This is a genomic window from Actinoplanes sp. NPDC023936 (genome assembly GCF_040639325.1).
GTDB lineage: Bacteria > Actinomycetota > Actinomycetes > Mycobacteriales > Micromonosporaceae > Actinoplanes.
This window is the reverse complement of the sequence record NZ_JBEZZR010000019.1, coordinates 117210-143085: the sequence shown is the minus strand read 5'-3', so window position 1 is coordinate 143085 and position 25876 is coordinate 117210. Positions and strand designations below refer to the sequence as shown.

Below are 25876 nucleotides of genomic sequence, written 5' to 3'. Positions count from 1 at the left end.
CAGCCTGTCCGCTACCGATCCGGGTCGACCGCCGGGCTACCCACCGGGTCGACCGCCGGGCTGCCCGCGGGGTTGAGCGCCGGGCTGCCCGCCGGGTTGAGCGCCGGGCTGCCCGCGGGGTTGAGCGCCGCCAGAACCGTCTCCGCCGTGCGCCGGCCGATGCCGGGCACCTCGGCGACCTCTTCCGGGGTGGCCGCGGCCAGGCGTTTCAGCGAGCCGAAGTGCCGGAGCAACGCCTTGCGCCGCACCTCGCCGAGACCGGCGATGTCGTCCAGCGCGGACGCCGTCATCCGTTTCGACCGGCGCTGCCGGTGGAACGTGATCGCGAAGCGGTGTGCCTCGTCACGGACCCGCTGCAACAGGTAGAGCGACTCCGAGGTGCGCGGCAGGATGACCGGGAAGTCGTCGCCGGGCAGCCAGACCTCTTCCAGCCGTTTCGCCAGGCCGCAGAGCGCCACGTCGGTGATGCCCAGCTCGGAGAAGACCGCGGCGACCGCGTTCACCTGCGGCTGGCCGCCGTCCACGACAACGAGCTGCGGAGGGTACGCGAACCGGCGCGCCTTGCCGGTCAAAGGATCGATGCCGGGAAGCGGGTCGGTGCCGGGAAGCGGGTCGGTGCCGGCAAGCGGATCGGTGCCGGCAAGTGGATCGATGCCGGGAAGCGGGTCGGACGACTCCGGCTCGAGCCCGTGCAGTTTCGCGTCGGCCGCCTCGTCGGCCACGTCCGACTCCGGCTGGTCGCGCGGCGCGTCAGCGCCCGGAACCGCCTTGAACCGGGCGAACCGCCGCCGCAGCACCTCGCTCATCGCGGACAGGTCGTCGGTGGCGCCCCGGACCGCGAACCGCCGGTACTCACTCTTGCGGGGCAGGCCGTCCTCGAAGACGACCATCGAGGCGACCACGTCGGTGCCCTGGATCTGCGACACGTCGAAGCACTCGATGCGCAGCGGGACGGTGTCCATCCCGAGCGCCTCGGCGATCTCCTCGAGCGCCTTGTTGCGGGTGGTCAGGTCGCCGGCCCGGCGCAGCTTGTGCCGTTGCAGCGACTCGGCCGCGTTGCGCGCCACGGTCTCCATCAGCGATTTCTTGTCACCGCGCTGCGGCACGCGCAGGCTGGCCCGGCTGCCCCGGCGGGCGGTCAGCCAGTCGGCGAGCGCGTCCGCGTCGTCGGGCAGAGCCGGGACGAGCAGCTCACGGGGCACGTCGGTCTCGCCGGAGGACTCACCGTACATCTGGGTGCAGAAGTGGTGGACCAGGTCGCCGGTGGTGAGGTCCTCGACTTTCTCCACCACCCAGCCGCGCTGGCCGCGGATCCGGCCGTCGCGGACGTGGAAGACCATCACGGCCGCTTCCAGCGGGTCCTCGGCGAACGCCACCACGTCGGCGTCGGTCCCGTCGCCGAGCACCACCGCCTGTTTCTCCATGGCGCGGCGCAGGGCCGCGATGTCGTCGCGCAGCCGGGCCGCCCGCTCGAACTCCAGCTCCTCGGAGGCCTGCATCATGTCGCGCTCGAGCCGTTTGACGAACGCGTCGGAGCGGCCCGCCATGAAGTCGCAGAAGTCGTCCACGATGGCGCGGTGCTGCTCGGCGTCGACCTGGCCGACGCACGGGGCGGAGCACTTGCCGATGTAACCCAGCAGGCAGGGGCGGCCGATCTGACCGTGCCGTTTGAAGACGCCGGCCGAGCAGGTCCGCGCCGGGAAGACCCGGAGCAGCAGGTCGAGCGTCTCGCGGATGGCCCACGCATGCGAGTACGGCCCGAAGTAGCGAACGCCCTTGCGTTTGGCACCGCGCATCACCTGGAGGCGGGGGAACTCCTCGTCGAGGGTGACGGCGAGAAACGGGTACGACTTGTCGTCCCGGTACTTGACGTTGAAGCGGGGGTCGAACTCCTTGATCCAGGAGAACTCGAGCTGCAGCGCCTCGACCTCGGTGCCGACCGTGACCCAATCCACACTGCCGGCGGTGGTGACCATCTGCTGGGTGCGCGCGTGCAGCGACCAGACGTCGGCGAAGTAGGAGTTGAGCCGGTTGCGCAGGCTTTTCGCCTTGCCGACATAGATCACCCGGCCGGCTGGGTCACGGAAGCGGTAGACGCCCGGGGAGTCCGGGATGGTACCCGGAGCCGGGCGATAAGTGGACGGGTCTGGCACAACTCCAACAGTAGTGCCTGGGACTGACAGAATTGCCCGACCGGAGGTCCGGTGCCGCCGCCACGGCGCCGGATCTCCGGCCTGTGCCCGCGGGCCGGAATCAGGCCGCGACGACCACGTTGTCGCCGTCCAGCTCCACCTTGGTCTCGGCGAGCGGCTGCTGAGCCGGACCCGACGTCGGCGCCCCGTCCTTGACCGAGAAGAAGCTGTTGTGACAGCGGCAGATGATCTGCCCGTCCTTGATCTCGCTGACCTCGCACCCCTGGTGGGTGCAGACCTTGCTGAACGCCTTGAAGGTGCCCTCGGTCGGCTGGGTGACGACCAGCGTGTCGGTGATCACACCGCCGCCGACGGTGACCTTGGAGGCCGCCACCAGCACCTCCGCGCTGCCGCCGGTGTCGCCACCGCCCTCCGAGCCCGCCGCGGTGCTGCCCGCCGGGGCCGGGTTCGCGTCGAAGTCGGAGCCGTTGGGGTTGGTGCCGGTGCCGTCGGTGCCGCAGGCAGCCAGGACCGCGGTAGCGCCGAGCGCCCCGGCGCCGACCAGGATGCAGCGCCGTGTCGACGTCGGGCCGGTGCTCGCGCACTGGTGCGTGGTCTCGGCCTCGGTCCTCGTCTGCACGTCGGTCATGTGTAGCCCTCCCAGTACTGGTTTCCGCTCGGCAATCACGCGGAGTCGCCCTTGGATACGCGGCTGGGCAGTTGATCAGTTCAGGGTTACCGCCGAATAGTGCCCTCATGGCCGCCGGGCCGAGACTAGTTTCCCGACCTGGCGGCGTCCCTATGAGCCGTCTAAAGATTTGCTAAGTCACACCGCGGCCTTGGCCCGCGTCTTGCGGGTGGCGGCGCCGGTGCCGTTCGCCTTGGCGGCGCGGCTCACCGCGGCCGCCGAGCCCTTCGGCTTGCCGGTGAGGCCGAGCCCCGGCCGCAGGAACTGACCGGTGTGACTCTCCGCCACCTCGGCGATCTCCTCCGGGGTGCCGGTGGCGAGGACGAGCCCGCCCTTGCTGCCGCCTTCCGGGCCCATGTCGATCAGCCAGTCGGCCGTCTTGATGACGTCCAGGTTGTGCTCGATCGTGATCACCGTGTTGCCCTTGTCGACCAGGCCGTTGAGCACGAGCAGCAACTTGCGGATGTCCTCGAAGTGCAGGCCGGTGGTCGGCTCGTCGAGCACGTAGACGGTCCGCCCGGTGGAGCGTTTCTGCAGCTCGGACGCGAGTTTCACGCGCTGCGCCTCACCGCCGGAGAGCGTCGTGGCGGGCTGGCCGAGCCGCACGTAACCCAGGCCGACGTCGACCAGGGTGCGCAGGTGACGGTGGATCGCCGGCAGCGCCGAGAAGAACTCCGCGGCCTCCTCGATCGGCATCTCCAGCACCTCGGAGATGGTCTTCCCCTTGTAGTGCACCTCGAGGGTCTCCCGGTTGTACCGAGCGCCCTTGCACACCTCGCACGGGACGTAGACGTCCGGCAGGAAGTTCATCTCGATCTTGATGGTGCCGTCACCGGAACAGTTCTCGCAGCGGCCGCCCTTCACGTTGAACGAGAAGCGGCCCGGACCGTACCCCCGGACCTTGGCCTCGGCGGTCTCGGCGAAGAGCTTGCGCACGTGGTCGAAGACACCGGTGTAGGTGGCCGGGTTGGAACGCGGGGTCCGCCCGATCGGCGACTGGTCGACGCCGACGACCTTGTCCACGTTCTCCAGGCCGGTGACCTTGGTGTGCCGGCCCGGCACCTGGCGCGCCCGGTTGATCTGGTTCGCCATCACGGTGTGCAGGATGTCGTTGACAAGCGTCGACTTGCCCGAGCCGCTCACCCCGGTGACGGCGATGAACTGGCCGAGCGGGAACGGGACGGTCAGGTTGCGCAGGTTGTGCTCGCGGGCGCCGTGCACGACCACCTCACGGCCGGGCGTCTGCGGGCGGCGGCCGGCCGGAACCGGGATGCTCTTGCGGCCCGAGAGGTACGCCCCGGTGGGCGATTTCTCGTTCGCCAGCAGGCCCTCGACCGTGCCGCTGTGCACGATCTGCCCGCCGTGCTCGCCGGCGCCGGGGCCGATGTCGACGATCCAGTCCGCGGTCCGGATGGTGTCCTCGTCGTGCTCCACCACGATCAGCGTGTTGCCCAGGTTGCGCAGCCTGACCAGGGTCTCGATCAGCCGGTGGTTGTCCCGCTGGTGCAGGCCGATCGACGGCTCGTCCAGCACGTAGAGCACGCCGACCAGGCCGGAGCCGATCTGGGTGGCGAGCCGGATGCGCTGCGCCTCGCCGCCGGAGAGCGTGCCGGCGCCCCGGTCCAGCGAGAGGTAGTCGAGGCCGACGTCGACCAGGAACCGCAGCCGGGCGTTGATCTCCTTGAGCACCCGCTCGGCGATCATCGTCTGCCGGTCGTCGAGCACCAGCCCGGCCAGCAGATCGGCGCACTCGCCGACCGAGAGGTTGCAGACCTCGGCGATGCTCTTGCCGGCCACTGTCACCGCGAGCACCTCGGGCTTGAGCCGGGCCCCGCCGCAGACCTTGCAGGGCACGTCGCGCATGTAGCCTTCGTACTTCTCGCGCGACCAGTCGCTCTCGGTGTCGTTGTGCCGCCGCTCGATCCACTGCACCACGCCCTCGAAGCCGGTGTAGTAGGAGCGCTCGCGACCGTACTTGTTCCGGTAACGGACGTGGACCTGGTCCTCCGCCCCGTACAGGATGGTTTTCTGCACCCGGCTGGAGAGCGCCCGCCAGGGTGTGTCGACGCTGAAGTTCTCCGCGGCGGCGAGGGCCTCCAGCAGGCGCAGGAAGTACTCCTGGGTGGTGCCGCCGGACCACGGCTGGATCGCGCCGTCGCGGAGGGTGGCATCCTCGTCCGGGATGATCAGCTCGGGGTCGACCTCCTTCTTCGTCCCGAGGCCGGTGCACTCGGGGCAGGCGCCGTAGGGCGCGTTGAAGGAGAACACCCGCGGTTCCAGGTCCTCGATCGCGAGGGGGTGGTCGTTCGGGCAGGCCAGGTGCTCGGAGAAGCGCCGCTCCCGCTCCGGGTCGTCCTCCGGCAGGTCGACGAAGTCGAGCAGGACGATGCCGCCGGCCAGGCCGAGCGCCGCCTCCACCGAGTCGGTGAGCCGCTGCTTGCTCGACGTTTTCACGCTGAGCCGGTCGACCACCACCTCGATGGTGTGCTTCTCCTGCTTCTTCAGCTTCGGCGGCTCGGTGAGCGGATGCACCGTGCCGTCGACCCGGGCCCGCGCGTAACCCTTGGCCTGCAGCTCGGCGAAGAGGTCGACATATTCCCCCTTGCGGCCGCGGACGACCGGGGCGAGCACCATGAACCGGGTGCCCTCGTCCATCGCCAGGACCCGGTCGACGATCTGCTGCGGGGTCTGCTTGCTGATCCGCTCGCCGCAGACCGGGCAGTGCGGCGTGCCGGCCCGGGCGAACAGCAGGCGCAGGTAGTCGTAGACCTCGGTGATCGTGCCGACGGTCGAGCGGGGGTTGCGGTTCGTCGATTTCTGGTCGATCGACACCGCCGGGGACAGGCCCTCGATGAAATCGACGTCGGGCTTGTCCATCTGGCCGAGGAACTGCCTCGCGTACGACGACAGGGACTCGACGTAACGCCGCTGCCCCTCCGCGAAGATCGTGTCGAAGGCGAGGCTCGACTTGCCCGAGCCGGACAGACCGGTGAAGACGATCATGGCGTCGCGGGGCAGGTCCAGGTTGACGTCGCGCAGGTTGTGCTCGCGCGCGCCACGAATAGTCAGTCGGTCGGCCACTGCCAGCCTCTCCGTACAGGTGTTTGAAGTCAGCCAGCCATGCTAGCCGTGGGGTACGACAATTTCTGGCGACCCTGTTGCAGCGCCTGGCAGATGGCGAACATTCCCGGTCAGTCTTTCGGGGGAACCGGGAGGCCTCTCAGGTCCCAGATCTCCACACCACCGACGAACTGCGGCTCACCGAGCGCGTCCACCAGCACCGCACGCTGCGCGGCGGGGTTCCGGCCACCGGGGACCAGCACCACCACCCCCGCACGCCAGTACACCAGGTCCGCGGTGATGCGCGCCCGGTCGGTGTCGGTGAGCACCGGCACCTGGCCGTACTCCCGGACCCGCCAGAGCAGGTCGGAGGTGAACCGACGCGGCGCGTTCCACGATCCGGTGTCGTCGCGCGGCGGGTCGGCCGGCCCCATGAAGTATCCGCGCGGCGTCGGGTAGTCGAGGTTCATCAGCGTCGCCCAGCGCATCCCGGTCCGCCCGGTCGTGACCTCCGGGAGCGGGACGGTGACCAGGGTCCGGTCGCCGGCCACGTACTGCTGGTAGGTGCCCTCGGTGAGGAACGCCGGCAGTGGGTCGCCCTGGACCACGGGCAGCGGCTTGGGAATCAGCGGCACGAGGGCGAGCACCATGCCGATCCAGAAGAACCGCCGCCTTTTAAGCGGATATGTCCCGATCTTGTCGGCGGCCAGCGCGAGCAGCACCCCGGCAATCGTCGCCGGCACCATCGCGAACCGCGTCACACTGACCAGGTCGATGATCGGCACGTGGCTGATCAGCCCGAACGGCAGCGGGACCCCGGTGTCGTGCCCGAAGACCTTGAGCACCGGCCCGAGCGACATGAGCAGCAGCACGAGACCGGCGATCGCGGCGGCGCGGGCCGCGGCCGAGCGCCACAGCATCACCACCGACACCACGATCATGACGAAACCGATCGGGCCGAAGAACGTGTTGTCCTCGGTCGCGCTGACGCTCATCTCCCTGGTCAGGGCGGCGTTCCCGGCCAGCGACTGCCGGGCGAAGCCGACCAGCGAGGCCAGGTCGGTGACGTACATGTCCGGCTCGAACGGCTGACCGTGGTAGTTGCCGGGCGCGAAGAACTGGTACCAGAGCGGATACGCGAGCAGCGCGCCGGCGGTCGCCGCGGCCACCCCGAGACCGGCCAGGAACCGTTTCCACACGGCACGGACGACATCCGGGCGCATGATGCCGTAGGCCACCACGAAGACGCCCAGGGTGAGCGCCGTGAAGAGCAGCGTCTCCTCGTTGATGAAGCACTGCGCCACGATCAGCAGACCGAGAATGATCCCGCCGCGCCGGATCCGGCCGGGCTCACGCAATCGCAGCACCTGCCACACGATGAACGGCACCAGGTACTGGTTGACGAAGTTCACGTGCCCGTTCGCGTGCGACACCATGGTCGGCGCGAACCCGCAGAACGCGCCGCCGATCGCCGCCGCTACCCGGCTGCGCACCAGGTGCCGGGAGAGCACCCAGTACCAGGCGGCCGCCGTGCCGGCCAGGCCCAGCGTCAGCAGGACCGCCACCGACACGCCACCGCCGAGGAAGTGCGTGACCGGGGCGAGCGGCAGGCTCAGCGCCAGGATCGACGTGTTCGCCATCATGTTCACCCCGACCGGCGCGTTCAGCCGGTCGGTGAAGAACGGCGCGGCCCCGTCGAACACCACCCGCTCGGCGTGCGCCAGCACGAACAGGAAGACGCCGTGGTCGTCGTCGTTGCTGGCCAGCACCCGCCCGTTCGGGTCGATCCAGAGCGGCAGCAGCACGACGACGGCCAGCAGCAGGAAAGCCGCCGGCACCCAGAGATCGATCCGCCGGAGCCACCACGATCCGGCCCGCGCGGGGTCCTCCCCCACGGTCGCCGCCGGCTCCTCGGTCATCTCTTCTGCCACACGCACCGGCTGAATTCTGCCAGAGCCCTTTTTCGGGTACGGGCTCAGCGGTGTCCCGTGCCTACCGACACCTGACGGCACCCTCCGCCGGCGCGACCCGCCGCCGGCCCCGGCGTGCCCTCCCGCGGGCACGGCGCGCCGTCATCAGACACGGCGCGCCGTCATCGGGCGCGGCGCGCCAGCCGGGCCGACCGGCGCCCGCTCTCCACGGCGACCTCGCGCTGGAGTTTGCGCCAGCTCGCCAGCCTGCGGGCGGCGAGCTCACCGGCGGCGAGTGCCTCCCGCACCGCGCAGCCGGGCTCCGACTCGTGCTGACAGTCGTCGAAACGGCACTGCGCGGCCAGCACGGTGACATCGGCGAAGGCGCGGTCCAGCCCGGCCGCGGTGTCCAGCAGGCCCACGCCTCTGATGCCCGGGGTGTCGATCACCGCACCGCCGCCGGGCAGCGTCACCAGGTTGCGGTACGCGGTGGTGTGCCGGCCCTTGCCGTCCGCGTCGCGGATCGCCTGCACCGGCATGACCGCCGCGCCGGCCAGGGCGTTCGTCAGGGTCGACTTGCCGGCGCCGGAGCGGCCCAGCAACGCCAGCGTGCGGCCCGGACCGACATGGGACAGCAGCTCGCCGACGCCGTCGCCGGTCCGGACGCTGACCGGGAGCACCGTGACGCCCGGCGCCAGCTCGGCGAGCTGGCGGGCGACAGCGACCGGGTCGGACGTGGTGTCGCATTTGGTCAGGACGAGCAGCGGCCGGGCGCCGGACTCCCAGGCCAGCGCCAGCAGGCGCTCCACCCGGGCGTCGTCGGGCTCGGGATGGATCGGCTCGACGACCGCCACCAGGTCCATGTTGGCCGCCAGCACCTGGCCGGTGGAGTCCTTGTCGGCGGTGCGGCGGATGAGTGTGGTGCGGCGGGGCAGCACGAGTTCCAGGGTGGTGCGCCGGTCCGGCCATTGGCGCAGCACCACCCAGTCACCGGAACTGGGCAGGCCGGCCGGGTCGCGGGCGCCCTCGATCAGGACGCCACCGCCCAGGCTGGCCCGGGCCGGGCCGTCAGCGGTGAGCACCGTGCAGATGCCACGGTCGGCGCGCAGAACCCGGCCCGGTAGCGCGTCGGCGCGGTCGAACGGCCGGTACGCGGATGCGAAAGTCTCGTCCCAGCCCAGCTGGGACAGGTCGTACGACATGTGAACCCTTTACGGTCGTGGGGTAGCAAAGGCCCCCGGGTGAAGAAACGCGACGTTGACGAAGTGCACGTTCCTCACCTCCTCCGCCGGCTCTGCCGGGATTCGACTCCGCCGGGATTCGATCGATCTACGCGGCTGGCACCGACGGTACGGTCAGCGTGACCGGGGCGAAAGCGATTTCCGATAGGGTCGTTGCGTGACCATGGATCCGCTGGTCCTGATGACCGACGTGGAAGAGTCGACCGAGGCGCTGCTGCGCGAGGCGGACGGCTGGGACGACGGCGTGATCGCGGCGCCGTCCGCGCTGCCCGGCTGGACCACCGGACACGTTCTCACGCATCTGGCGCGCAACGCTGACGCGTTGACGAACCTGCTGGTGTGGGCCCGCACCGGGGTGGAGACACCGGCGTACGCGGGGCCGGACGCCCGGGAGCGGGACATCGAGGCAGGGTGCCGCCGCCCGCTCGCCGAGCAACTGGCGGACCTGCGGGCCGCGCACGAGCGGTTCGCCGACGCGGCCGCCGCGATGCCGGCCCCGGCCTGGGTGTTCCCGCTGCCCGGGATCGGTCAGTCGGCGGCCTGGGTGCCGTGGGCCCGGCTGCGCGAGGTCGAGGTGCACCGGGTCGACCTGGCCCGGGAGTACACGCCGATGGAGTGGTCGGACGCGTTCGCGCTGCGGCTGCTGCGGGAGATCGTGGCGAGTCCGCCGCGGGACACCCCCGCCATGGTGCTGCGCCCGCTCGGCCTGGAGCATCCGCTGACGATCGGCGACCGGAGCGGTCCGGTGGTCGGCGGACCGACCAAGTCGCTCGTGGCGTGGCTGACCGGCCGGGGCGACGGCGCCGACCTGACCGTCTCGCCGGACGGCGAGCTACCCCAGCCAGCGAGGTGGAAATGAGCAAGGATCTCGGCGGCGGCCTCACCATGACCCAGGTGTCGGTCGGCCCGATGGACAACAACGCGTACCTGTTGAGCCACGGCGGCGAACGGATTCTGATCGACGCCGCGAACGACGCGGGCACCCTGCTGGAGCTGATCGGCTCGGGCGGCCTGCGGTCGGTGGTGACCACGCACCGGCACCAGGACCACTGGATGGCTCTGGAGGAGATCTCGCTGGCCACCGGCGCGGCCTCGCTGGCGCACGCCGACGACGCCGACGGCATTCCGGTGGTGACCGGCACGCTGCGCGACGGTGACGTGGTCGAGGTCGGCGGCGTCACCCTCGACGTGATCCATGTCGTCGGGCACACGCCGGGCTCGATCGTGCTGTCCTACCAGGGGAAGCATCTGTTCACCGGGGACAGCCTGTTCCCCGGCGGCCACGGGAAGACGACCCGGCCCGAGGACCACGAGCGGATCATGGACGATCTGACGGCCAAGATCTTCGATCGGTTCGGCGACGACACGGTCTTCTATCCGGGGCACGGCAAGGACTCGACGCTCGGGGCCGAGCGCCCGCAGCTGCCGGAGTGGCGAGCGCGGGGCTGGTAGACAGGAGGAGGGGAGACCGGGGCACCTCAACTGCTCCGGTCTCCCCTTTTCTACCGCCGTCGGCTGATCAGCCGACGCTCTTGGTGGCGTTGTCGTTCACGTGGATGCCGGCGGCGAACTCGAGCACCTGCTTCTCGCCCCAGCCGAGGCCGTCCCAGACCTGGATCACCAGGTGACCGCGGTCCGGAACCTTCAGGAACAGCGTCGAGCCGTCGGTCTGGTCGAGCATCTTGGTGAGCACGCCCGGGTTGCCGCCCACCTCGACCTTCTTGCCGCCCAGGTCGGCCGGCGCACCGGCGTCCTGCAGCATCACGGCGATCTTGCCGACGTAGCTGTGCGGGTCGCTGTTGGCGACGCCGGCCGGGCCGGTGGACGGGTCGGCGAGCGGGCCCTCGGGCGCCAGGACCAGGCTGCTCTGGTCGGAGCCCTGGAGGACCCAGCCCTCCGGCACCTGGTCGATCTCGAAGCCGTCGGGCTGCCCACCGGTGTAGGCGACCAGCTTCACGGCCGGCGCCTGGGTGCTGCTGGAGGTGGTTCCCTGTGCCAGCGGCGGCGGGGTCGGCGAGGCGGTCCCGGTGGTGGCGAACGCGACGGCCGCGGCCACCGCGGCGATCGCGAACGTGGAAGCCCCACCGGTCTGGAAGATCCGGCGCCGGCGCAGCGCGGTACGGCCCCGGGCCAGATCGGCCTCGATCTGCTCGGCGGTCGGCTCGGCACCTGGTCCGGCGAGCCGGTTGAACCCTTCGTAGAGATCAGTCATCACAACTCCTGGTCAGCGCAGTGCTAGGGACGGGTTCTGGCCGATGACCGCGCGAAGCCGGTCGAGCGCCCGGGCGGTCTGGCTCTTCACCGTTCCCTCGGAGCATCCGAGGGCGTCGGCGGTGTCGGCGACATCGAGGTCGTAGAAGTAGCGGAACACCAAGGCCGCCCGCATCCGTGGCGGCAGCTCCTTCAGAGCCGCGCGCAGCCCGTCCGAGATGTCCGCGCCGGGGATCTCCGCCGCGGCCCGGTCGGGAAGCTCGGCCATCGACCGTTCCCGCCTGCGCCACCAGCGCCGCCGCTCGTCGGTCAGCGCGTTCACCAGAGTTCGCCGCACATATCCGTCCGGGTTGTCGGCTCGCTGGAACGCCGGCCAGGCCACGTAGAGCTTGGTCAGCGTGGACTGGACCAGATCCTCGGCCAGGTGCGCGTCACCCGCCGTGAGCAGTGTGGCCGTCCGCACCAGCCCGGCGCGCCGGGTCACCACGAATCGGTGGAATTGTTCGTCACGCTCGTTCTTCACACGAGCCCCTCTCTCACTCTCACGCCCCCTTGACGAGCCGCGGGCGCGACAGGTTGCACGATCGGGGTGTTTCGGCTGTCCATCCGTCGACGCGACGCGTTCCGAGCCGTTCGGGCGATCCCCACCGGGGACATCCGCCTGGAGATCAACACCCTTCGGCCGAACCTGGCATTAGTTCAGGGTTTGAGCAAATTGCGCGTGCGAGGGTTGGCTCCGCCGATCATGTCGGCATCCCCTCTCGAAAGCGAAACGGAGCACCAGCAGTGAATATCGAGACTGCCCTCAAGGAAGCGATGGGTATCGAGGGTGCGATCGGTGTGGCACTCGTCGACTACACCAGCGGCCTCACCCTGGGTGTGCTCGGCGGCGGCCAGACGATGGACATGAACATCGCCGCGGCCGGCAACACCGACGTGATCCGGGCCAAGGTTCGCACTCTGGAGATGCTCGGCCTCCAGGACGGTATCGAGGACATCCTGATCACGCTCGACACGCAGTACCACCTGATCCGCCTGGTGCAGAACAAGCGCCACGCCGAGGCGTTCTTCCTCTACCTGTCGCTGGACAAGGGCCGCGCCAACCTCGGCCTGGCCCGCCACCAGCTCCGCAAGATCGAGCGGGAACTGGACGTATGACCCACCCCGCCGACCCCTACAAGCCGATCTACGCCGAGCTCGCCGGCCTGCGTTACCAGGTGCCCGGCGTGCTGGCCTGCGTGGTGGCCGGCGTCGACGGCCTCCTCATCCTGCACGACAACACGACCGGCCCGGAACCGCACGACGTGGCGGCCCTCGCCGCCGGGGCGCACGGCATCAGCCGCACCACCGGCGGGGTCCTCGGCCAGGGCGGCTTCGCCGACGTCACGATCCACAACCAGAACGGGTACCTCTCGGTCTACGCGATCGGCGACCTGGCGCTGCTGGCCGTGATCGGCGACGGTGGGCTCAACATCGCGCGCCTGCACCTGGAGGCCCGCCCGGTCACCGCCCGGCTCGCCGGCCTGCTGCAGATCCGCAGCGTGTAGCAGTCGGCGCCCGCCGGCCCGGGCGGCGGGCGGGCGCCGCTCGGCCCCGGTTCCCGGCCCCCGGTTCCCGGCCCCCGGTTTCTGGGTCCCCGTTTCTGGGTCCCCGTTTCGGTCTCCCGGCTTCGGCCCCGTTTCGGCCAAGAGCGGAACAGGCATCGATGCCTCGGTTCGCTGACTAGGCTGGCGGGAACCCCCGAGCACTGGAGGTAGCGGTGGACAACCGGCATGATCCGAACCGGTGGGGTTTCCCGCCGCACACGCAGCCCGACTGGCAACCTCCGCACCTGCCCGGCTCCGGCCCCGGCCTGCCCGGCTGGCTCGAGGAGCGCCTCTTCGACCAGCGGATCGTGATGCTGCGCGGCCAGCTCACCCCGGACGTGGCGACCGGGACCGTGGCGGCGCTGCTGACCCTCGACTCGGCCGGCCCGGACCCCATCCACCTGCACGTGGCGAGCTCCGGCGGCGACCTGAGCGCGGCGCTCTCCATCATCGACGTGATCGACTCGCTGACCGCCCCGGTGCAGGCCCTGGTCACCTCGGAGGCGGGCGGCGCGGTCCTGGCCGTGCTGGCCGCCTCGGACCAGCGCGCGGCGTACCGGCACGCCCGCTTCAAGCTGGCCGAGCCCCGTGCCGCCGGCGTGACCGGCACCGCCGACGAGGTGGCCGCCGCGGCCGGCCAGCACCTGCGCGAGCTGGAGGAGGTCGTGGTCCGGCTCGCCGAGGTGACCGGCCAGCCCCGCAGCCGGGTGGAGGACGACCTCTCCACCGGCCGGAGCCTGAGCGCCACCGAGGCCCTGGAGTACGGACTGATCACCGAGCTGATAACGCCCAAGCCCCGCTGATCCGCAGGGACGCGAACAGAGCACACGGCAGGGACACGAACAGAGCACACGAAAAACGGGCCCCGGCATCAGCCGGGGCCCGTTTCTCAGGCGCTTCAGGCGACCTTGACACCCATCGAACGGGCAGTGCCCTTGACGATCTGGATGGCGGCGTCGAGGTCGTTCGCGTTGAGGTCGGGCAGCTTGCGCTCCGCGATCTCCTTGACCTGGGCGTCGCTGAGCGTGCCGACGGTCGTGGTGAGCGGGTTGGCCGCGCCGGACGGAATGCCGAGGCTCTTCTTGATGAGGAAGCTGGTCGGCGGCGTCTTGTAGGCCAGCGTGTGGCTGCGGTCCTCGTAGACCGAGACGATGACCGGGATGATCTCGCCACGGTTCTTCGCGGTGGCCTCGTCGTACTCGACCTTGACGGCGCGCATGTTGGCACCGGTCGGGCCGAGCATCTTACCGAGGTCGACCATCGCGGCGTTACCCGCCTCAAGCGCGAGGGTTACCTCATGGGTCTTCTTCTTGGGAGGCATCGGGTAAGGCTCCTTAGGGTGAGCTGCGGGCCGAGACAACGCAGCTCGCCAGCATCAACGACACACGACAACCCCGAGACCCTACTACTGCTCTGACTCAAGGGTCAAAACGGCTGAACACAGGGGGTCTCGGGTTCTACCACCAGTGTAGCTCGCAGGCCGAACAGCCCCGCGTCCGGGCTGGTCAGTACTTGTCGCAGTAGCAGGATCGCATCAGGTTGCGGACCACGCCGACGTACTCCGGGTTGACCAGCTCCTTGTTCGCGTAGCCCTCGTCGACCGAGCCGCGGCCCATGTTGTAGCCGGCGATGACCATGTTCAGCAGGCAGAGCGAGGAGTCGGACTTGCACTTCGAGGCGCTCAGGCTGTAGTTGCCCTTGAAGTACTGGTCACCGAACGCCTTGGTCAGCCAGGCCAGATAGTTCGCGCCGATCACCGCGTTCTGCCGGTAGGCATGCGAGTCGTAGGACTGCTCGAAGCGCTGGTTGATGAACGACTCGGTGTCCGGCATCACCTGCATCAGGCCGAATCCGCCGTCGCAGTTGACGATGTTCGACGTCCAGCCGCTCTCGTGCCACGCGACGGCCCGGACCAGGTCGGCCGGCACCTTGAGCTTCGGCGCCGAGGTCGGCCAGTACGTCTTGGCCGCGGCCGCGTTCAGCGCGGTCTTCGCCTTGGCCTTGGAGACCTCTTTGCCCTCGAACTCGGCGCAGGCCGGCGGCTCGAAGTTGTTCGGGTCCTCGGTCGGCGTGGCCGGCGTCTTCGACGACGGGGATTTCTTCGAGACGGGCTTCTTCGAGGCGGGCTTCTTCGAGGCGGGTTTCTTCGACGGAACCGGCGAGGGCGACTCCTCGGCGACCGGCTCCTCGGTCACCTCCGGCGACGGCGACTCCTCCGTGGTGGCGATCACCGAGGGAGCGGGCGCCGCCTTCTCCTCGGACGCGCCGGCCATACCGCAGCCACCGGCCACGACAAGCACGACAAAACCGGCTAAGAGCCTGGTCCGTACCACCGCGTTCATCGACGAAACCTTCCCCCGAAAGACATCGAGGATGGACGCTAACAGTTGTCAGACCATTGACACAGTCCCGAAAACAGGACAGATGACCACAAGTTCTGGGACTTGACCCCGTGTCACGAACGGCAACCTGAGCCGGGGACAATGGGATCCATGCAGACCCGCACCGACCTACGCAACGTCGCCATCATCGCTCACGTCGACCATGGCAAAACCACCCTGGTCGACGCCATGCTGCGCCAGGGCAGCCAGTCCCACGCGCGCGGCGAGATGGCCGACCGCGTCATGGACTCCATGGACCTGGAGCGGGAAAAGGGCATCACCATTCTCGCCAAGAACACGGCGATCAGCTATAAGCCCGCCGAGGGCGAGCCGGTCATCATCAACATCATCGACACCCCCGGCCACGCCGACTTCGGCGGTGAGGTCGAGCGCGGCCTCACCATGGTCGACGGCGTCGCGCTGCTCGTCGACGCGTCCGAGGGTCCCCTCCCGCAGACACGCTTCGTGCTGCGCAAGGCCCTCGCCGCGAAGCTGCCGATCATCCTGATCATCAACAAGGTGGACCGTCCCGACGCCCGGATCAAGGAGGTCGTCGACGAGACGTACGAGCTCTTCCTCGACCTCGACGCCGACGAGCACCAGATCGAGTTCCCGATCGTCTACGCCTGCGCCCGGGACGGCATCGCCTCGCTGACCCAGCCGAAGGACGGCACCGTCCCGGAGGACAGCGACAACCTCGACGTGTTGTTCAGCACGATCCTGGAGACCATCCCGGCCCCGAAGTTCACCGAGGGCGCCCCGCTCCAGGCGCACGTCGTCAACCTCGACGCGTCGCCGTTCCTCGGCCGTCTCGCGCTCTGCCGCGTGCACGAGGGCACCATCCGCAAGGGCCAGACCGTGGCCTGGTGCAAGACCGACGGCACGATCAGCAACGTCCGGATCTCCGAGCTGCTGGTCACCGAGGGCCTGGAGCGCAAGCCCGCCGAGAGTGCCGGCCCCGGCGACATCATCGCCCTCGCCGGCATCCCGGACATCATGATCGGTGAGACCCTCGCCGACGCCGAGAACCCGGTCCCGCTGCCGCTGATCACCGTCGACGAGCCGGCCATCTCGATGGTCCTCGGCACCAACACCTCGCCGCTGGTCGGCAAGGTCAAGGGCGCCAAGGTCACCGCCCGCATGGTCAAGGACCGCCTCGACAAGGAGCTGATCGGCAACGTCTCGCTCCGCATCCTCCCGACCGACCGCCCGGACGCCTGGGAGGTGCAGGGCCGTGGTGAGCTGGCCCTGGCCATCCTGGTCGAGCAGATGCGCCGTGAGGGCTACGAGCTGACCGTCGGCAAGCCGCAGGTGGTCACCAAGGTCGTCGACGGCAAGGTGCACGAGCCGGTCGAGCGGGTCACCATCGACGCCCCCGACGAGTACATGGGCGCCATCACCCAGCTGCTCTCCACCCGCAAGGGCCGGATGGAGGAGCTGATCAACCACGGCACCGGCTGGCTCCGCATGGAGTGGCTGGTCCCGGCGCGTGGCCTGATCGGCTTCCGCACCGAGTTCCTCACCGAGACCCGCGGCACCGGCATCATGCACCACCTCTACGAGCGCCACGAGCCGTGGTTCGGCGAGCTCCGCACCCGCCAGAACGGCTCCCTGGTCGCCGACCGGGCCGGCGCGGTCACCGGCTTCGCGATGATCAACCTGCAGGAGCGCGGCCAGCTCTTCGTCGAGCCGACCACCGAGGTGTACGAGGGCATGATCGTCGGCGAGAACTCTCGCGAGGACGACATGGACGTCAACATCACCAAGGAGAAGAAGCTCACCAACATGCGGGCCGCGAGCGCGGACAACACCGAGAAGGTGATCCCGCCGCGCAAGCTGTCCCTGGAGCAGTCCCTCGAGTTCTGCCGCGAGGACGAGTGTGTCGAGGTCACCCCGGATGCGATCCGCATCCGCAAGGTCGTCCTCGACCAGAACGCCCGCGGCCGGGCCGCCGCGCGCCGCAAGCACCAGTAACACCAGCACTCCCGCGCCCTGTCCGGCTCACCGCCGGGCAGGGCGCTTTCTTTCACCCCCATGGGGTACGGCCGCAGCCCGCTCACCGGGGTCGCCCTCCGGGGCCGCCCTCCGGGGCCGCCCTCCGGGGCCGCCCTCCGGGGCCGCCCTCCGGGGCCGCCCTCCGGGGCCGCCCTCCGGGGCCGCCCTCCGGGGCCGCTCACCGGGGCCGCTCACCCGGACGGCGACGGGCCCGGGCGAGTGACTCGCCCGGGCCCGGCCCGTGTTTCGGACGCCTCTCGGGTGCGGTGCTCCGACCGTACCCAAGCAGGGTGTTGATCTTTAGTTGTTGATCAGTTCTCTTTTGCGGTCCCGGGAGGACTTGATCAGGCTGGCGACGGTGGCGATGCCGAGAGTGCCGAGGATGACCAGCAGGGAGAGCCAGATCGGGATCTCCGGCGCCCAGTGGAAGCCGTGCCCGTCGTTGAGGAACGGCAGGGTGTTGGTGTGCAGGGCCTCCAGGAAGAGCTTCACACCGATGAAGGCGAGCACCACGGCCAGGCCGATGTTCAGGTAGACCAGGCGCTGCAGCAGGCCGCCGAGCAGGAAGAAGAGCTGGCGCAGACCCATCAGCGCGAACACGTTCGCGGTGAAGACGAGGTACGGCTCCTTGGTGATGCCGAAGATCGCCGGAATTGAGTCGAGCGCGAAGATCAGGTCGGTGGTGCCGATCGCGATCGTCACGATCAGCATCGGAGTGAAGAGCCGCTTGCCGGTCTCGGTGACCACGCTGAACCGGCCGTCACCGAACGTCGAGGAGATCGGCAGGGCCCGCTTCGTCCAGCGGATCAGCAGGTTCTCCTTGAAGTCCTCCTCGTCGTTCTCCCCGCCCTTGACCAGCGTGATCGCGGTGTAGACGAGGAACGCGCCGAAGATGTAGAACACCCAGGAGAACTGCGCGATCAGGGCGGCGCCGGCGACGATGAACGCGCCACGCATCAGCAGCGCCAGCACGATGCCGATCAGCAGCACCTTCTGCTGCAGATGCCTCGGCACGGCGAACCGGGCCATGATGATCACGAAGACGAAGAGGTTGTCGACGCTCAGCGAGTACTCGGTCAGCCAGCCGGTGTAGAACTCACCCGCGTACTGCCCGCCCGAGGTCACCCAGACACCGATGCCGAAGAGAACCGCCAGGCCGACGTAGAAGCCGACCCAGCTTCCCGCTTCCTTCATGCTGGGTTCGTGTGGTCTGCGCCCGATGATCAGAAGATCGACGGCGAGGACGGCCACCAGCGCGACGAGGGTGGCGACCCAGACCCAGACAGGAACGTTCAACGAGGACCTCCGGCAGACACGGGTCGTCGCTGCGCCCACTCATGGCCGAATCTCATACCGAGAATTGCTACCCGAGTTCCGAGATCGAGATTCGCGGACTCAGGTGAGTGAGCCACGACTGACCGGAACCCGACACCGGGCCTCAGCGGCGGGTCTCGTGCTGGAGAATCGGTGACACTTTCCGGTCACCGACACCCGAGCCCGAGACTCGTCTGCGGAGGCTCGGCCAGCAAGACTCGACTGGCGAGACTCGTCGTCCGAGCGAAGGTTGCGACGTGCGACTGTCGGAGGTCTCTTCCGCCGCGAGCATGCCCGCGACCACCGGCCCCGGGCGCGCCGAGGGGCGGCGTTCCGTGTTGACGAGACCGGAGCAGGGGAATACTCCCCTCCCACGGGACCCATTGTTGCGCATCACGTCCCGGATCGGCACACCGGGAGACCCAAGAGTGAGGGGACTCGCGGTCCAAAGCGCGCATCCGGGGGCGTTCAGCCGCTTCTCCTGACAAGTCGCGTTTTGTTCAGGGCCTTTCGTTCAGGGCCTTCGTTTACGGCCTTCGTTTGCGGCTTTTGCTCAGGCTATCTCCGGTGACAGTCAGTTTTCGGGCGAACCCTCACAGTTCCCGAAGCATCCTCGTAAGTCAGCCATGTAACGCGTATGGGACGCTTGCCGCATGGTTCTCGAAGTCATGCTGATCGACGTTCTGCCCGGCCGGGAGGACGACTTCCTGAACGCCTACGAGGCCGCCCGCCCGATGTTCGCCAGCACACCGGGGTGCCGGTCGGTGCGCGTCAAGCAGGGTGCGGAGTCGGTCACGAGGTTCCTGCTGCTGGTGGAGTGGGACAGCATGGAGGCGCAGGAGCACGGCTTCCGGGGCACCGAGAGGTTCGCGCAGTGGCGGGCGTTGATCGCGGCGAGTATCGCGCAGCCGCCGCTGTCGGAGTTCTTCAGCGAGGTGGGGTCTGCTGGTCTGCGCCCCGGTCCGGAGCGAGACTTCTTCACCGCTTGAGGCCCTGCGGCGGGCTGTAGTGGCCGCTCGGTCGCCCGGTTGCTCGGTTGCCCGGTCGCTCGGTCACCTTCAGTTTCGCCCGCTGGGTGCATGAGTCGCCGCGTCTGCGTCCCGGAAGCCATGCCGAGCCCGCTTCGCCTCACGATGCGTTACGGGCGATGGTGGAGCGCTGCGGCTTTGCGTCATTCTGCGGGGCCCGGAGCGTCCGCGGCTTTCCGCGAAGCGCAACCTTTACCCCGGATTCCAGCACCCACGGTCACGGTCACGGTCACGGTCACGGTCACGGTCACGGTCACGGGCACGGTCACGGGCCGGCGGGCGCCCACTCTCGCTCCCGCACGGCATCGCGCCAAGGTCGACACACGTTGATCACGTCGGCCGCCGGGATAACGGCGACAAGTCCGGCATGCGATCGGGCGACACGTTGGTGTGCCACCGAGCGGTGAGCGCACACGAACAGCCCCGCGTGCGGTGACCGCCCTCAGGAACCCGTCCCGGGGACTCGCCACGCGAGGCCACGCGAGCCACGCGGACTCGAGCGGTGCGCCCGCGTGGGTGGGCCGCACTGTGGCGACACGGGCAGCCCGCACTGTGGCGACACAGGCGCCCGCACCGTGGCGGAACGGGCAGGCCGCACCGTGGCGACACAGGCAGCCCGCGCCGAGATCCGCGCCGCCGCTAACGCGGCCATGGTGTGGGGTTGCGGTTACTTCACCCCTGCCATGTCCATGCCTCGGAGTTCCTTCTTCAGTTCGGCCACCTCGTCGCGGATGCGGGCGGCCAGTTCGAACTGCAGCTCGCGGGCTGCTGCCAGCATTTGGTCGCTCAGGTCCTGGATCAGCTGGGCCAGCTCGGCACGCGCCATGCCTTCGCGGGCCGGGCCCGCGCCTGCTCGCGCCTTGGACCGGGTCTCCGGCACCGGGGCCTTGCCGCGGGACATCTGACGGCCTCCGCCGCCGACCATCGGGCCGGCGACCGCGGAGTCGGTGTCCTCGGCCTCGCGGTAGATGTCGTCCAGGATGTCGTGGATCTTCTTGCGGAGGGCCTGCGGTTTGATGCCGTTGGCCTCGTTGTGGGCGATCTGCTTGGCGCGGCGGCGGTCGGTCTCCTCGATCGCGTCCCGCATCGACGGGGTGATCTTGTCGGCGTACATGTGGACCTCGCCGGAGACGTTACGCGCGGCGCGGCCGATGGTCTGGATCAGCGAGCGGCCGCTGCGCAGGAAGCCCTCCTTGTCGGCGTCCAGGATCGCGACGAGCGACACCTCGGGCAGGTCGAGACCCTCGCGCAGCAGGTTGATGCCGACCAGCACGTCGTAGTCGCCCTTGCGCAGCTCCTTCAGCAGCTCGACGCGGCGCAGCGTGTCGACCTCGGAGTGCAGGTAGCGCACCCGGATGCCGTTCTCCAGGAGGTAGTCGGTGAGGTCCTCGGCCATCTTCTTGGTCAGCGTGGTGACCAGGACCCGCTCGTCGCGCTCGGTGCGCAGCTTGATCTCGTGCATCAGGTCGTCGATCTGGCCCTTTGTCGGTTTCACCACGACCTCCGGGTCGACCAGGCCGGTCGGGCGGATCACCTGCTCGACGAACTCGCCCTGGGCCTGCCCCATCTCCCACGGGCCGGGGGTCGCCGACAGGAACACCATCTGGCCGACCCGCTCGAGGAACTCGTCGAACCGCAGCGGCCGGTTGTCGGCGGCGCTGGGCAGCCGGAAGCCGTGCTCGATCAGGATGCGCTTGCGGGAGGCGTCCCCCTCGTACATCCCGCCGATCTGCGGGATCGTCACGTGCGACTCGTCGATGACCGTGACGAAGTCGTCGGGGAAGTAGTCCAGCAGCGTGTAGGCCGGCTCGCCGGGTGCGCGGCCGTCCATGTGCATCGAATAGTTCTCGATGCCGTTGCAGAAGCCGACCTGCCGCATCATCTCGATGTCGTAGGTGGTCCGCATCCGGAGTCGCTGTGCCTCCAGCAGCTTGCCCTGCCGCTCGAACTCGGCGAGCCGGTCGGCCAGCTCGGCCTCGATGTCGCGGATCGCCCGCTCCATCCGCTCCGGGCCGGCGATGTAGTGCGACGCCGGGAAGATGATCAGCTCGTCGACCTCGCGGACCACCTCGCCGGTGAGCGGGTGCAGGTAGTAGAGCTTCTCCACCTCGTCGCCGAAGAGCTCGACCCGGATGGCCAGCTCCTCGTACGCCGGGATGATCTCCAGCGTGTCCCCGCGGACCCGGAAGGTGCCGCGCTGGAAGGCCATGTCGTTCCGCGTGTACTGAATGTCGACCAGGCGGCGCAGCAGCTTGTCGCGGTCGATCTCGCCGCCGACCTTGACCCGGACGGCACGCTCCACGTATTCCTGCGGGGTGCCCAGACCGTAGATCGCGCTGACCGTGGCGACCACGATCGTGTCACGGCGGGTCAGCAGCGACATCGTCGCCGAGTGCCGCAGGCGCTCCACCTCTTCGTTGACCGACGAGTCCTTCTCGATGTAGGTGTCGGTCTGCGCGATGTACGCCTCGGGCTGGTAGTAGTCGTAGTAACTCACGAAGTATTCGACGGCGTTGTTCGGCAGCAGCTCGCGGAACTCCTTGGCGAGCTGGGCGCAGAGCGTCTTGTTGGGCGCGAGCACGAGCGCCGGACGCTGCAGCCGCTCGATGAGCCAGGCCGTCGTGGCGCTCTTGCCGGTGCCGGTGGCGCCGAGCAGCACGGTGTTGCGATCGCCGCGGCGGACGCGCCGCTCGAGCTCGTCGATCGCGGCGGGCTGGTCACCCGCGGGCTGAAATTCGCTGACGACCTCGAATCGGCCGTCCAGTCGTGGGATGTCGAGCGCCATGTTCACACCGTACGTCGGGGGTACGACAACTTCCGGCCGCCGGGGTTCAGCCCAGAACGAACCGGCGTGCCGATGGTGCACATTCACCCCGGGCAGCGGCACTGGGCGGGGTTGAACCGGCCACCTACCCTTGGCGAGGTAGGCCGCTCGCGGCGGCCGCGGGCACCGGGCGTCCCATGACGCCCGCCGTGCCGCACCGTGGTCGATGCGCCCCGGCGATTCCGGGCAGCGCACCCTCGGTGGGTCGTGCCATGCGCAGACCGGCCGCCGCGAGAGCCATTCCGCACGAGCCAGCGCCGCACGAGCCGCACAACACGAGCCAGCGCCGCGGAAGCCAGCGCCGCAGGAGCCGCACAACCACGGCCGCCGGAAAGCCGCGCGACCGCGGCGGGACCCGTCAGACGGGCGGCTGCCAGCCGGTTTGCTCCGCCCAGTCGTCGGCGGCCTGCGCCTCCTGGTCGAACCACGGCTCCTTCGCTTCCGCGTACCCCGCCCGGTCCTCGAACCGCACCTCCCACGCGGCCCTGGCCGCGGCATAGGCGTCTCGCGCCTCCGGCACCGCGCGCAGGTGGTCCCGCATCAGCAGCGCGAAACGCCAGCCCGGCGACCCGGCCACCCGCACGTGCAGATTGACCTCGTACCCCGGATCGGCACACCCGTGGAACCGCTTCGGCCAGGTCAGACCGGGCACTTTGCGGGTGTTGTCGAACCACTCCCCCGGCCGCCGCGGGAAGCCGATCTCCGCGAGCCGGCCGGCGAGCGCGTCCGCGTCCTCCAGGGTGCGGACGCTCAGCATCAGGTCGATGACGCCTTTCGCCGGCAGGCCGGGCACCGCTGTCGATCCGATGTGATGCACCTCGGCGCGATCACCGAGGCCGTGCCGGATCCGGGCGATCAGCCGGTTCGCCGCCGCCGGCCATTCCGGGTCGAACGGGACCAGCCGCAGATTCTGATTTCTCGGCGCCGAGCGGCCCATCCGCAGGTTCCGCTCGAACTCCACGATCCGGTCGCGCCACAGCTCGTCGACGCGGGCGTGCAGCGTGGCGAGATCGGCGTCATTGGTCAGGATCGCGTCGGCGGTGGCGCGACGGCGCTCGTCGTCGGTCTGCGCGCCGATCCGGGCCGCGGCTTCCGCCGCCGACATGCCCCGCAGCTGCGTCAGCCGCTGGACGCGCAGGTCACGGCCCGCGAGGACGATCACCACCAGATGGTACGAGGGAGCGAGCCCCGCCTCGACCAGGAGCGGCACGTCGTTGACCACTATCGCGTCCGAGGCGGCGCCGAGGGTCAGTTCGGTGGTCCTCGCCCGTACCCGGGGATGAATGATCTTCTCGAGCGTCCGGCGGGCCGCCTCGTCGCCGAAGACCTTGGCACCGAGAGCCGGCCGGTCCAGCTCGCCGTCCGCGGTCAGCACCCCGGCCCCGAACGCCTCCACGATCTCCGCAAGCCCCTCGGTGCCGGGCTGGACGACCTCGCGGGACAGCACATCGGCATCGATGATCACCGCGCCACGCTCCGCGAAGCGCTGGGCCACGGCGCTCTTGCCGGCCCCGATCCCACCCGTCAGACCCACCCTCAGCATGGGAACCAGTATCCCGGTGCTCTTGATCGGCGTCGCTGCCCGGCCGCCAACAAAGCGGGAAAAGCGAAAGGCCGCCCCGACCTGAGTCGGGACGGCCTTTCCGGGTACTACCGGTCGACTAGCTTCCGGTCACCAGCTGGGTCAGCTCTTGCCGCCGGCCAGCTTCTCGCGCAGAGCGGCGAGAGCCTCGTCGGTGGCCAGCGTGCCGGCCGGCTCCTCGGTGGAGCGCGCCGGGGCCGACGAGCTCGTGGAGGAGGACGACGAGGACGAAGAGGTCACGCCGCCGGCCGGAACCGGGTTGAGCGCGGCCTCGGCGTCGGCCTCGCGGCTCGCCTGGACCTGCTTGGTGTGGGCCTCCCAGCGCTCGCGGGCGTCGGCGTACTGCTTCTCCCACGCCTCGCGCTGCTTGTCGAAGCCCTCGAGCCACTCGCCCGTCTCGGGGTCGAAGCCCTCCGGGTAGATGTAGTTGCCCTCGGCGTCGTACGTCGCGGCCATGCCGTAGAGGGTGGGGTCGAAGTGCTCCTCGCCCTCAACGAAGTTCTCGTTGGCCTGCTTGAGCGACAGCGAGATCCGGCGACGCTCGAGGTCGATGTCGATGACCTTGACCAGAACGTCCGAGCCGACCTGGACGACCTGCTCGGGCAGCTCGACGTGACGCTCGGCCAGCTCGGAGATGTGGACCAGGCCCTCGATGCCGTCGTCGACGCGGACGAACGCACCGAACGGAACGAGCTTGGTGACCTTACCCGGCACGATCTGGTTGATCGCGTGAGTCCGGGCGAACTGACGCCACGGGTCTTCCTGGGTCGCCTTCAGCGACAGCGAGACGCGCTCGCGGTCCAGGTCGACGTCGAGCACCTCGACCTCGACCTCCTGGCCGACCTCGACGACCTCGGACGGGTGGTCGATGTGCTTCCAGGAGAGCTCGGAGACGTGCACCAGGCCGTCCACGCCACCCAGGTCCACGAAGGCGCCGAAGTTGACGATGGAGGACACGACGCCCTTGCGGACCTGGCCCTTCTGCAGCTTGTTGAGGAACTCGGTGCGAACCTCGGACTGCGTCTGCTCGAGCCAGGCGCGGCGGGACAGAACCACGTTGTTGCGGTTCTTGTCCAGCTCGATGATCTTCGCCTCGAGCTCGCGGCCGACGTAGGGCTGCAGGTCACGGACGCGGCGCATCTCGACCAGCGAGGCCGGGAGGAAGCCACGGAGGCCGATGTCGAGGATGAGGCCACCCTTGACAACCTCGATGACCGAGCCACGAACGACGCCGTCGTCTTCCTTGATCTTCTCGATGGTGCCCCAGGCGCGCTCGTACTGAGCGCGCTTCTTCGAGAGGATCAGACGACCTTCCTTGTCCTCCTTGGTGAGGACGAGGGCTTCGATGTGGTCTCCGACCGACACCACTTCCGCGGGGTCCACGTCATGCTTGATCGACAACTCGCGCGAGGGGATGACGCCCTCGGTCTTGTAGCCGATGTCGAGCAGGACCTCGTCCCGATCGACCTTGACGACGGTGCCTTCGACAATGTCGCCGTCGTTGAAGTACTTGATGGTCTCGTCGATGGCGGCGAGGAATGCTTCCTCGGACCCGAGATCGTCGACGGTGACCTTGTTGGCGCTCGAGGTGGCCTCGATGCTGCTCGTCATGTGGACAGTTGCTCCGAACGGATGGATTCGTGGTGTCTCTCGCGCTCGACGGAACTGCCACCGGAAGCGGCACGAGCGAGCGTCAGAACCAACCCGAGAGCCAGTCTGATCGATGCAGTCGATCATGCCGAGACCGGCGACCACGGAACCTGCTCCCTGCCGAGGCACACGATCCGCGAGCGCATCGACTAGCTTACCGTGCGCATTACCACAGGTTGCAAGCCCTCCTGAGGACCGCGGCACATTGCCCGCCCGGAACCGGCCAGGATGCACCATATAGTCCGAATCGTGACAGCCGACACGCCTGCCGTAC

General features: G+C 69.3%; 20 protein-coding genes. 7 read left to right on the top strand and 13 right to left on the bottom strand.

The features are described 5' to 3' along the window. Window positions 1-11 precede the first annotated feature (11 nt). The 5 genes from uvrC to rsgA form a co-directional block, all read right to left on the bottom strand. Window positions 12-2153 carry an excinuclease ABC subunit UvrC gene (gene uvrC / locus AB0F72_RS24205; protein WP_360435309.1) on the bottom strand — a complete coding sequence of 714 codons (2142 nt, stop codon included), beginning with the start codon at window positions 2151-2153 and terminating at the stop codon, window positions 12-14. Window positions 2154-2253: 100 nt separating this feature from the next. Further along, window positions 2254-2781 (bottom strand): Rieske (2Fe-2S) protein, encoded by a 528-nt coding sequence (locus AB0F72_RS24200; protein WP_360435307.1) that lies wholly within the window; start codon window positions 2779-2781, stop codon window positions 2254-2256. Window positions 2782-2958: 177 nt separating this feature from the next. Continuing rightward, a complete protein-coding gene (uvrA, locus tag AB0F72_RS24195; protein ID WP_360435305.1) occupies window positions 2959-5901 on the bottom strand; it encodes an excinuclease ABC subunit UvrA in 2943 nt (980 codons plus the stop codon). 110 nt (window positions 5902-6011) lie between these two features. Next, entirely contained in the window at window positions 6012-7817 is a 1806-nt protein-coding gene (locus AB0F72_RS24190) for a hypothetical protein (RefSeq protein ID WP_360435303.1), read from the bottom strand. Between the two features lie 155 nt (window positions 7818-7972). Next, window positions 7973-8992, bottom strand: a complete 1020-nt coding sequence (gene rsgA, locus AB0F72_RS24185) for a ribosome small subunit-dependent GTPase A (RefSeq protein WP_360435301.1) — start codon at window positions 8990-8992, stop codon at window positions 7973-7975. A gap of 196 nt (window positions 8993-9188) precedes the next feature. Between rsgA and AB0F72_RS24180 the strand changes: the two genes are divergently transcribed. Together AB0F72_RS24180 and AB0F72_RS24175 are read left to right on the top strand one after the other, a co-directional pair. Continuing rightward, window positions 9189-9890 (top strand): maleylpyruvate isomerase family mycothiol-dependent enzyme, encoded by a 702-nt coding sequence (locus tag AB0F72_RS24180; RefSeq protein ID WP_360435299.1) that lies wholly within the window; start codon window positions 9189-9191, stop codon window positions 9888-9890. Next, a complete protein-coding gene (locus tag AB0F72_RS24175; RefSeq protein WP_360435297.1) occupies window positions 9887-10483 on the top strand; it encodes an MBL fold metallo-hydrolase in 597 nt (198 codons plus the stop codon). The genes AB0F72_RS24180 and AB0F72_RS24175 overlap by 4 nt, the downstream gene beginning before the upstream one ends. Window positions 10484-10550: 67 nt before the next feature. Here AB0F72_RS24175 and AB0F72_RS24170 read toward each other — a convergent pair whose 3' ends face one another. Both AB0F72_RS24170 and AB0F72_RS24165 read right to left on the bottom strand, forming a co-directional pair. Next, the gene (locus AB0F72_RS24170; RefSeq protein WP_360435295.1) at window positions 10551-11243 is read right to left on the bottom strand and encodes a hypothetical protein; all 693 of its coding nucleotides are present in this window, start codon (window positions 11241-11243) and stop codon (window positions 10551-10553) included. Between the two features lie 12 nt (window positions 11244-11255). Further along, window positions 11256-11765, bottom strand: a complete 510-nt coding sequence (locus tag AB0F72_RS24165) for a SigE family RNA polymerase sigma factor (protein ID WP_360435293.1) — start codon at window positions 11763-11765, stop codon at window positions 11256-11258. A gap of 293 nt (window positions 11766-12058) precedes the next feature. On the opposite strand from AB0F72_RS24165, the gene AB0F72_RS24160 reads away from it, so the two are divergent. The 3 genes from AB0F72_RS24160 to AB0F72_RS24150 all read left to right on the top strand — a co-directional run bounded on the left by AB0F72_RS24160 (window position 12059) and on the right by AB0F72_RS24150 (window position 13631). Then, a complete protein-coding gene (locus tag AB0F72_RS24160) occupies window positions 12059-12400 on the top strand; it encodes a hypothetical protein (protein WP_360435350.1) in 342 nt (113 codons plus the stop codon). Then, window positions 12397-12789, top strand: coding sequence for a roadblock/LC7 domain-containing protein (locus AB0F72_RS24155; RefSeq protein ID WP_360435291.1), 393 nt, complete (start codon window positions 12397-12399; stop codon window positions 12787-12789). The genes AB0F72_RS24160 and AB0F72_RS24155 overlap by 4 nt, the downstream gene beginning before the upstream one ends. A gap of 212 nt (window positions 12790-13001) precedes the next feature. Further along, window positions 13002-13631 (top strand): ATP-dependent Clp protease proteolytic subunit, encoded by a 630-nt coding sequence (locus tag AB0F72_RS24150; RefSeq protein WP_360435289.1) that lies wholly within the window; start codon window positions 13002-13004, stop codon window positions 13629-13631. 95 nt (window positions 13632-13726) lie between these two features. Here AB0F72_RS24150 and AB0F72_RS24145 read toward each other — a convergent pair whose 3' ends face one another. Together AB0F72_RS24145 and AB0F72_RS24140 are read right to left on the bottom strand one after the other, a co-directional pair. Next, window positions 13727-14149, bottom strand: coding sequence for a 50S ribosomal protein L11 (locus AB0F72_RS24145; RefSeq protein WP_360435287.1), 423 nt, complete (start codon window positions 14147-14149; stop codon window positions 13727-13729). 184 nt (window positions 14150-14333) lie between these two features. Beyond that, entirely contained in the window at window positions 14334-15170 is an 837-nt protein-coding gene (locus AB0F72_RS24140; RefSeq protein ID WP_360435285.1) for a transglycosylase SLT domain-containing protein, read from the bottom strand. Window positions 15171-15320: 150 nt separating this feature from the next. On the opposite strand from AB0F72_RS24140, the gene typA reads away from it, so the two are divergent. Further along, window positions 15321-17183, top strand: coding sequence for a translational GTPase TypA (gene typA, locus AB0F72_RS24135; protein WP_360435283.1), 1863 nt, complete (start codon window positions 15321-15323; stop codon window positions 17181-17183). Between the two features lie 321 nt (window positions 17184-17504). On the opposite strand, the gene AB0F72_RS24130 is transcribed toward typA, so the two are convergent. Beyond that, window positions 17505-18500, bottom strand: coding sequence for a TerC family protein (locus tag AB0F72_RS24130; RefSeq protein ID WP_360435281.1), 996 nt, complete (start codon window positions 18498-18500; stop codon window positions 17505-17507). 671 nt (window positions 18501-19171) lie between these two features. Here AB0F72_RS24130 and AB0F72_RS24125 point away from each other — a divergent pair. Further along, a complete protein-coding gene (locus AB0F72_RS24125; RefSeq protein ID WP_360435279.1) occupies window positions 19172-19507 on the top strand; it encodes an antibiotic biosynthesis monooxygenase in 336 nt (111 codons plus the stop codon). Between the two features lie 706 nt (window positions 19508-20213). Here the strand turns inward: AB0F72_RS24125 and uvrB are convergent. The 3 genes from uvrB to rpsA all read right to left on the bottom strand — a co-directional run bounded on the left by uvrB (window position 20214) and on the right by rpsA (window position 25563). Then, the gene (gene uvrB / locus AB0F72_RS24120) at window positions 20214-22331 is read right to left on the bottom strand and encodes an excinuclease ABC subunit UvrB (RefSeq protein WP_360435277.1); all 2118 of its coding nucleotides are present in this window, start codon (window positions 22329-22331) and stop codon (window positions 20214-20216) included. A gap of 397 nt (window positions 22332-22728) precedes the next feature. Further along, window positions 22729-23913 carry a dephospho-CoA kinase gene (coaE, locus tag AB0F72_RS24115; protein WP_360435275.1) on the bottom strand — a complete coding sequence of 395 codons (1185 nt, stop codon included), beginning with the start codon at window positions 23911-23913 and terminating at the stop codon, window positions 22729-22731. 141 nt (window positions 23914-24054) lie between these two features. Beyond that, window positions 24055-25563, bottom strand: coding sequence for a 30S ribosomal protein S1 (rpsA, locus tag AB0F72_RS24110; protein WP_360435273.1), 1509 nt, complete (start codon window positions 25561-25563; stop codon window positions 24055-24057). Window positions 25564-25876: the final 313 nt, after the last annotated feature.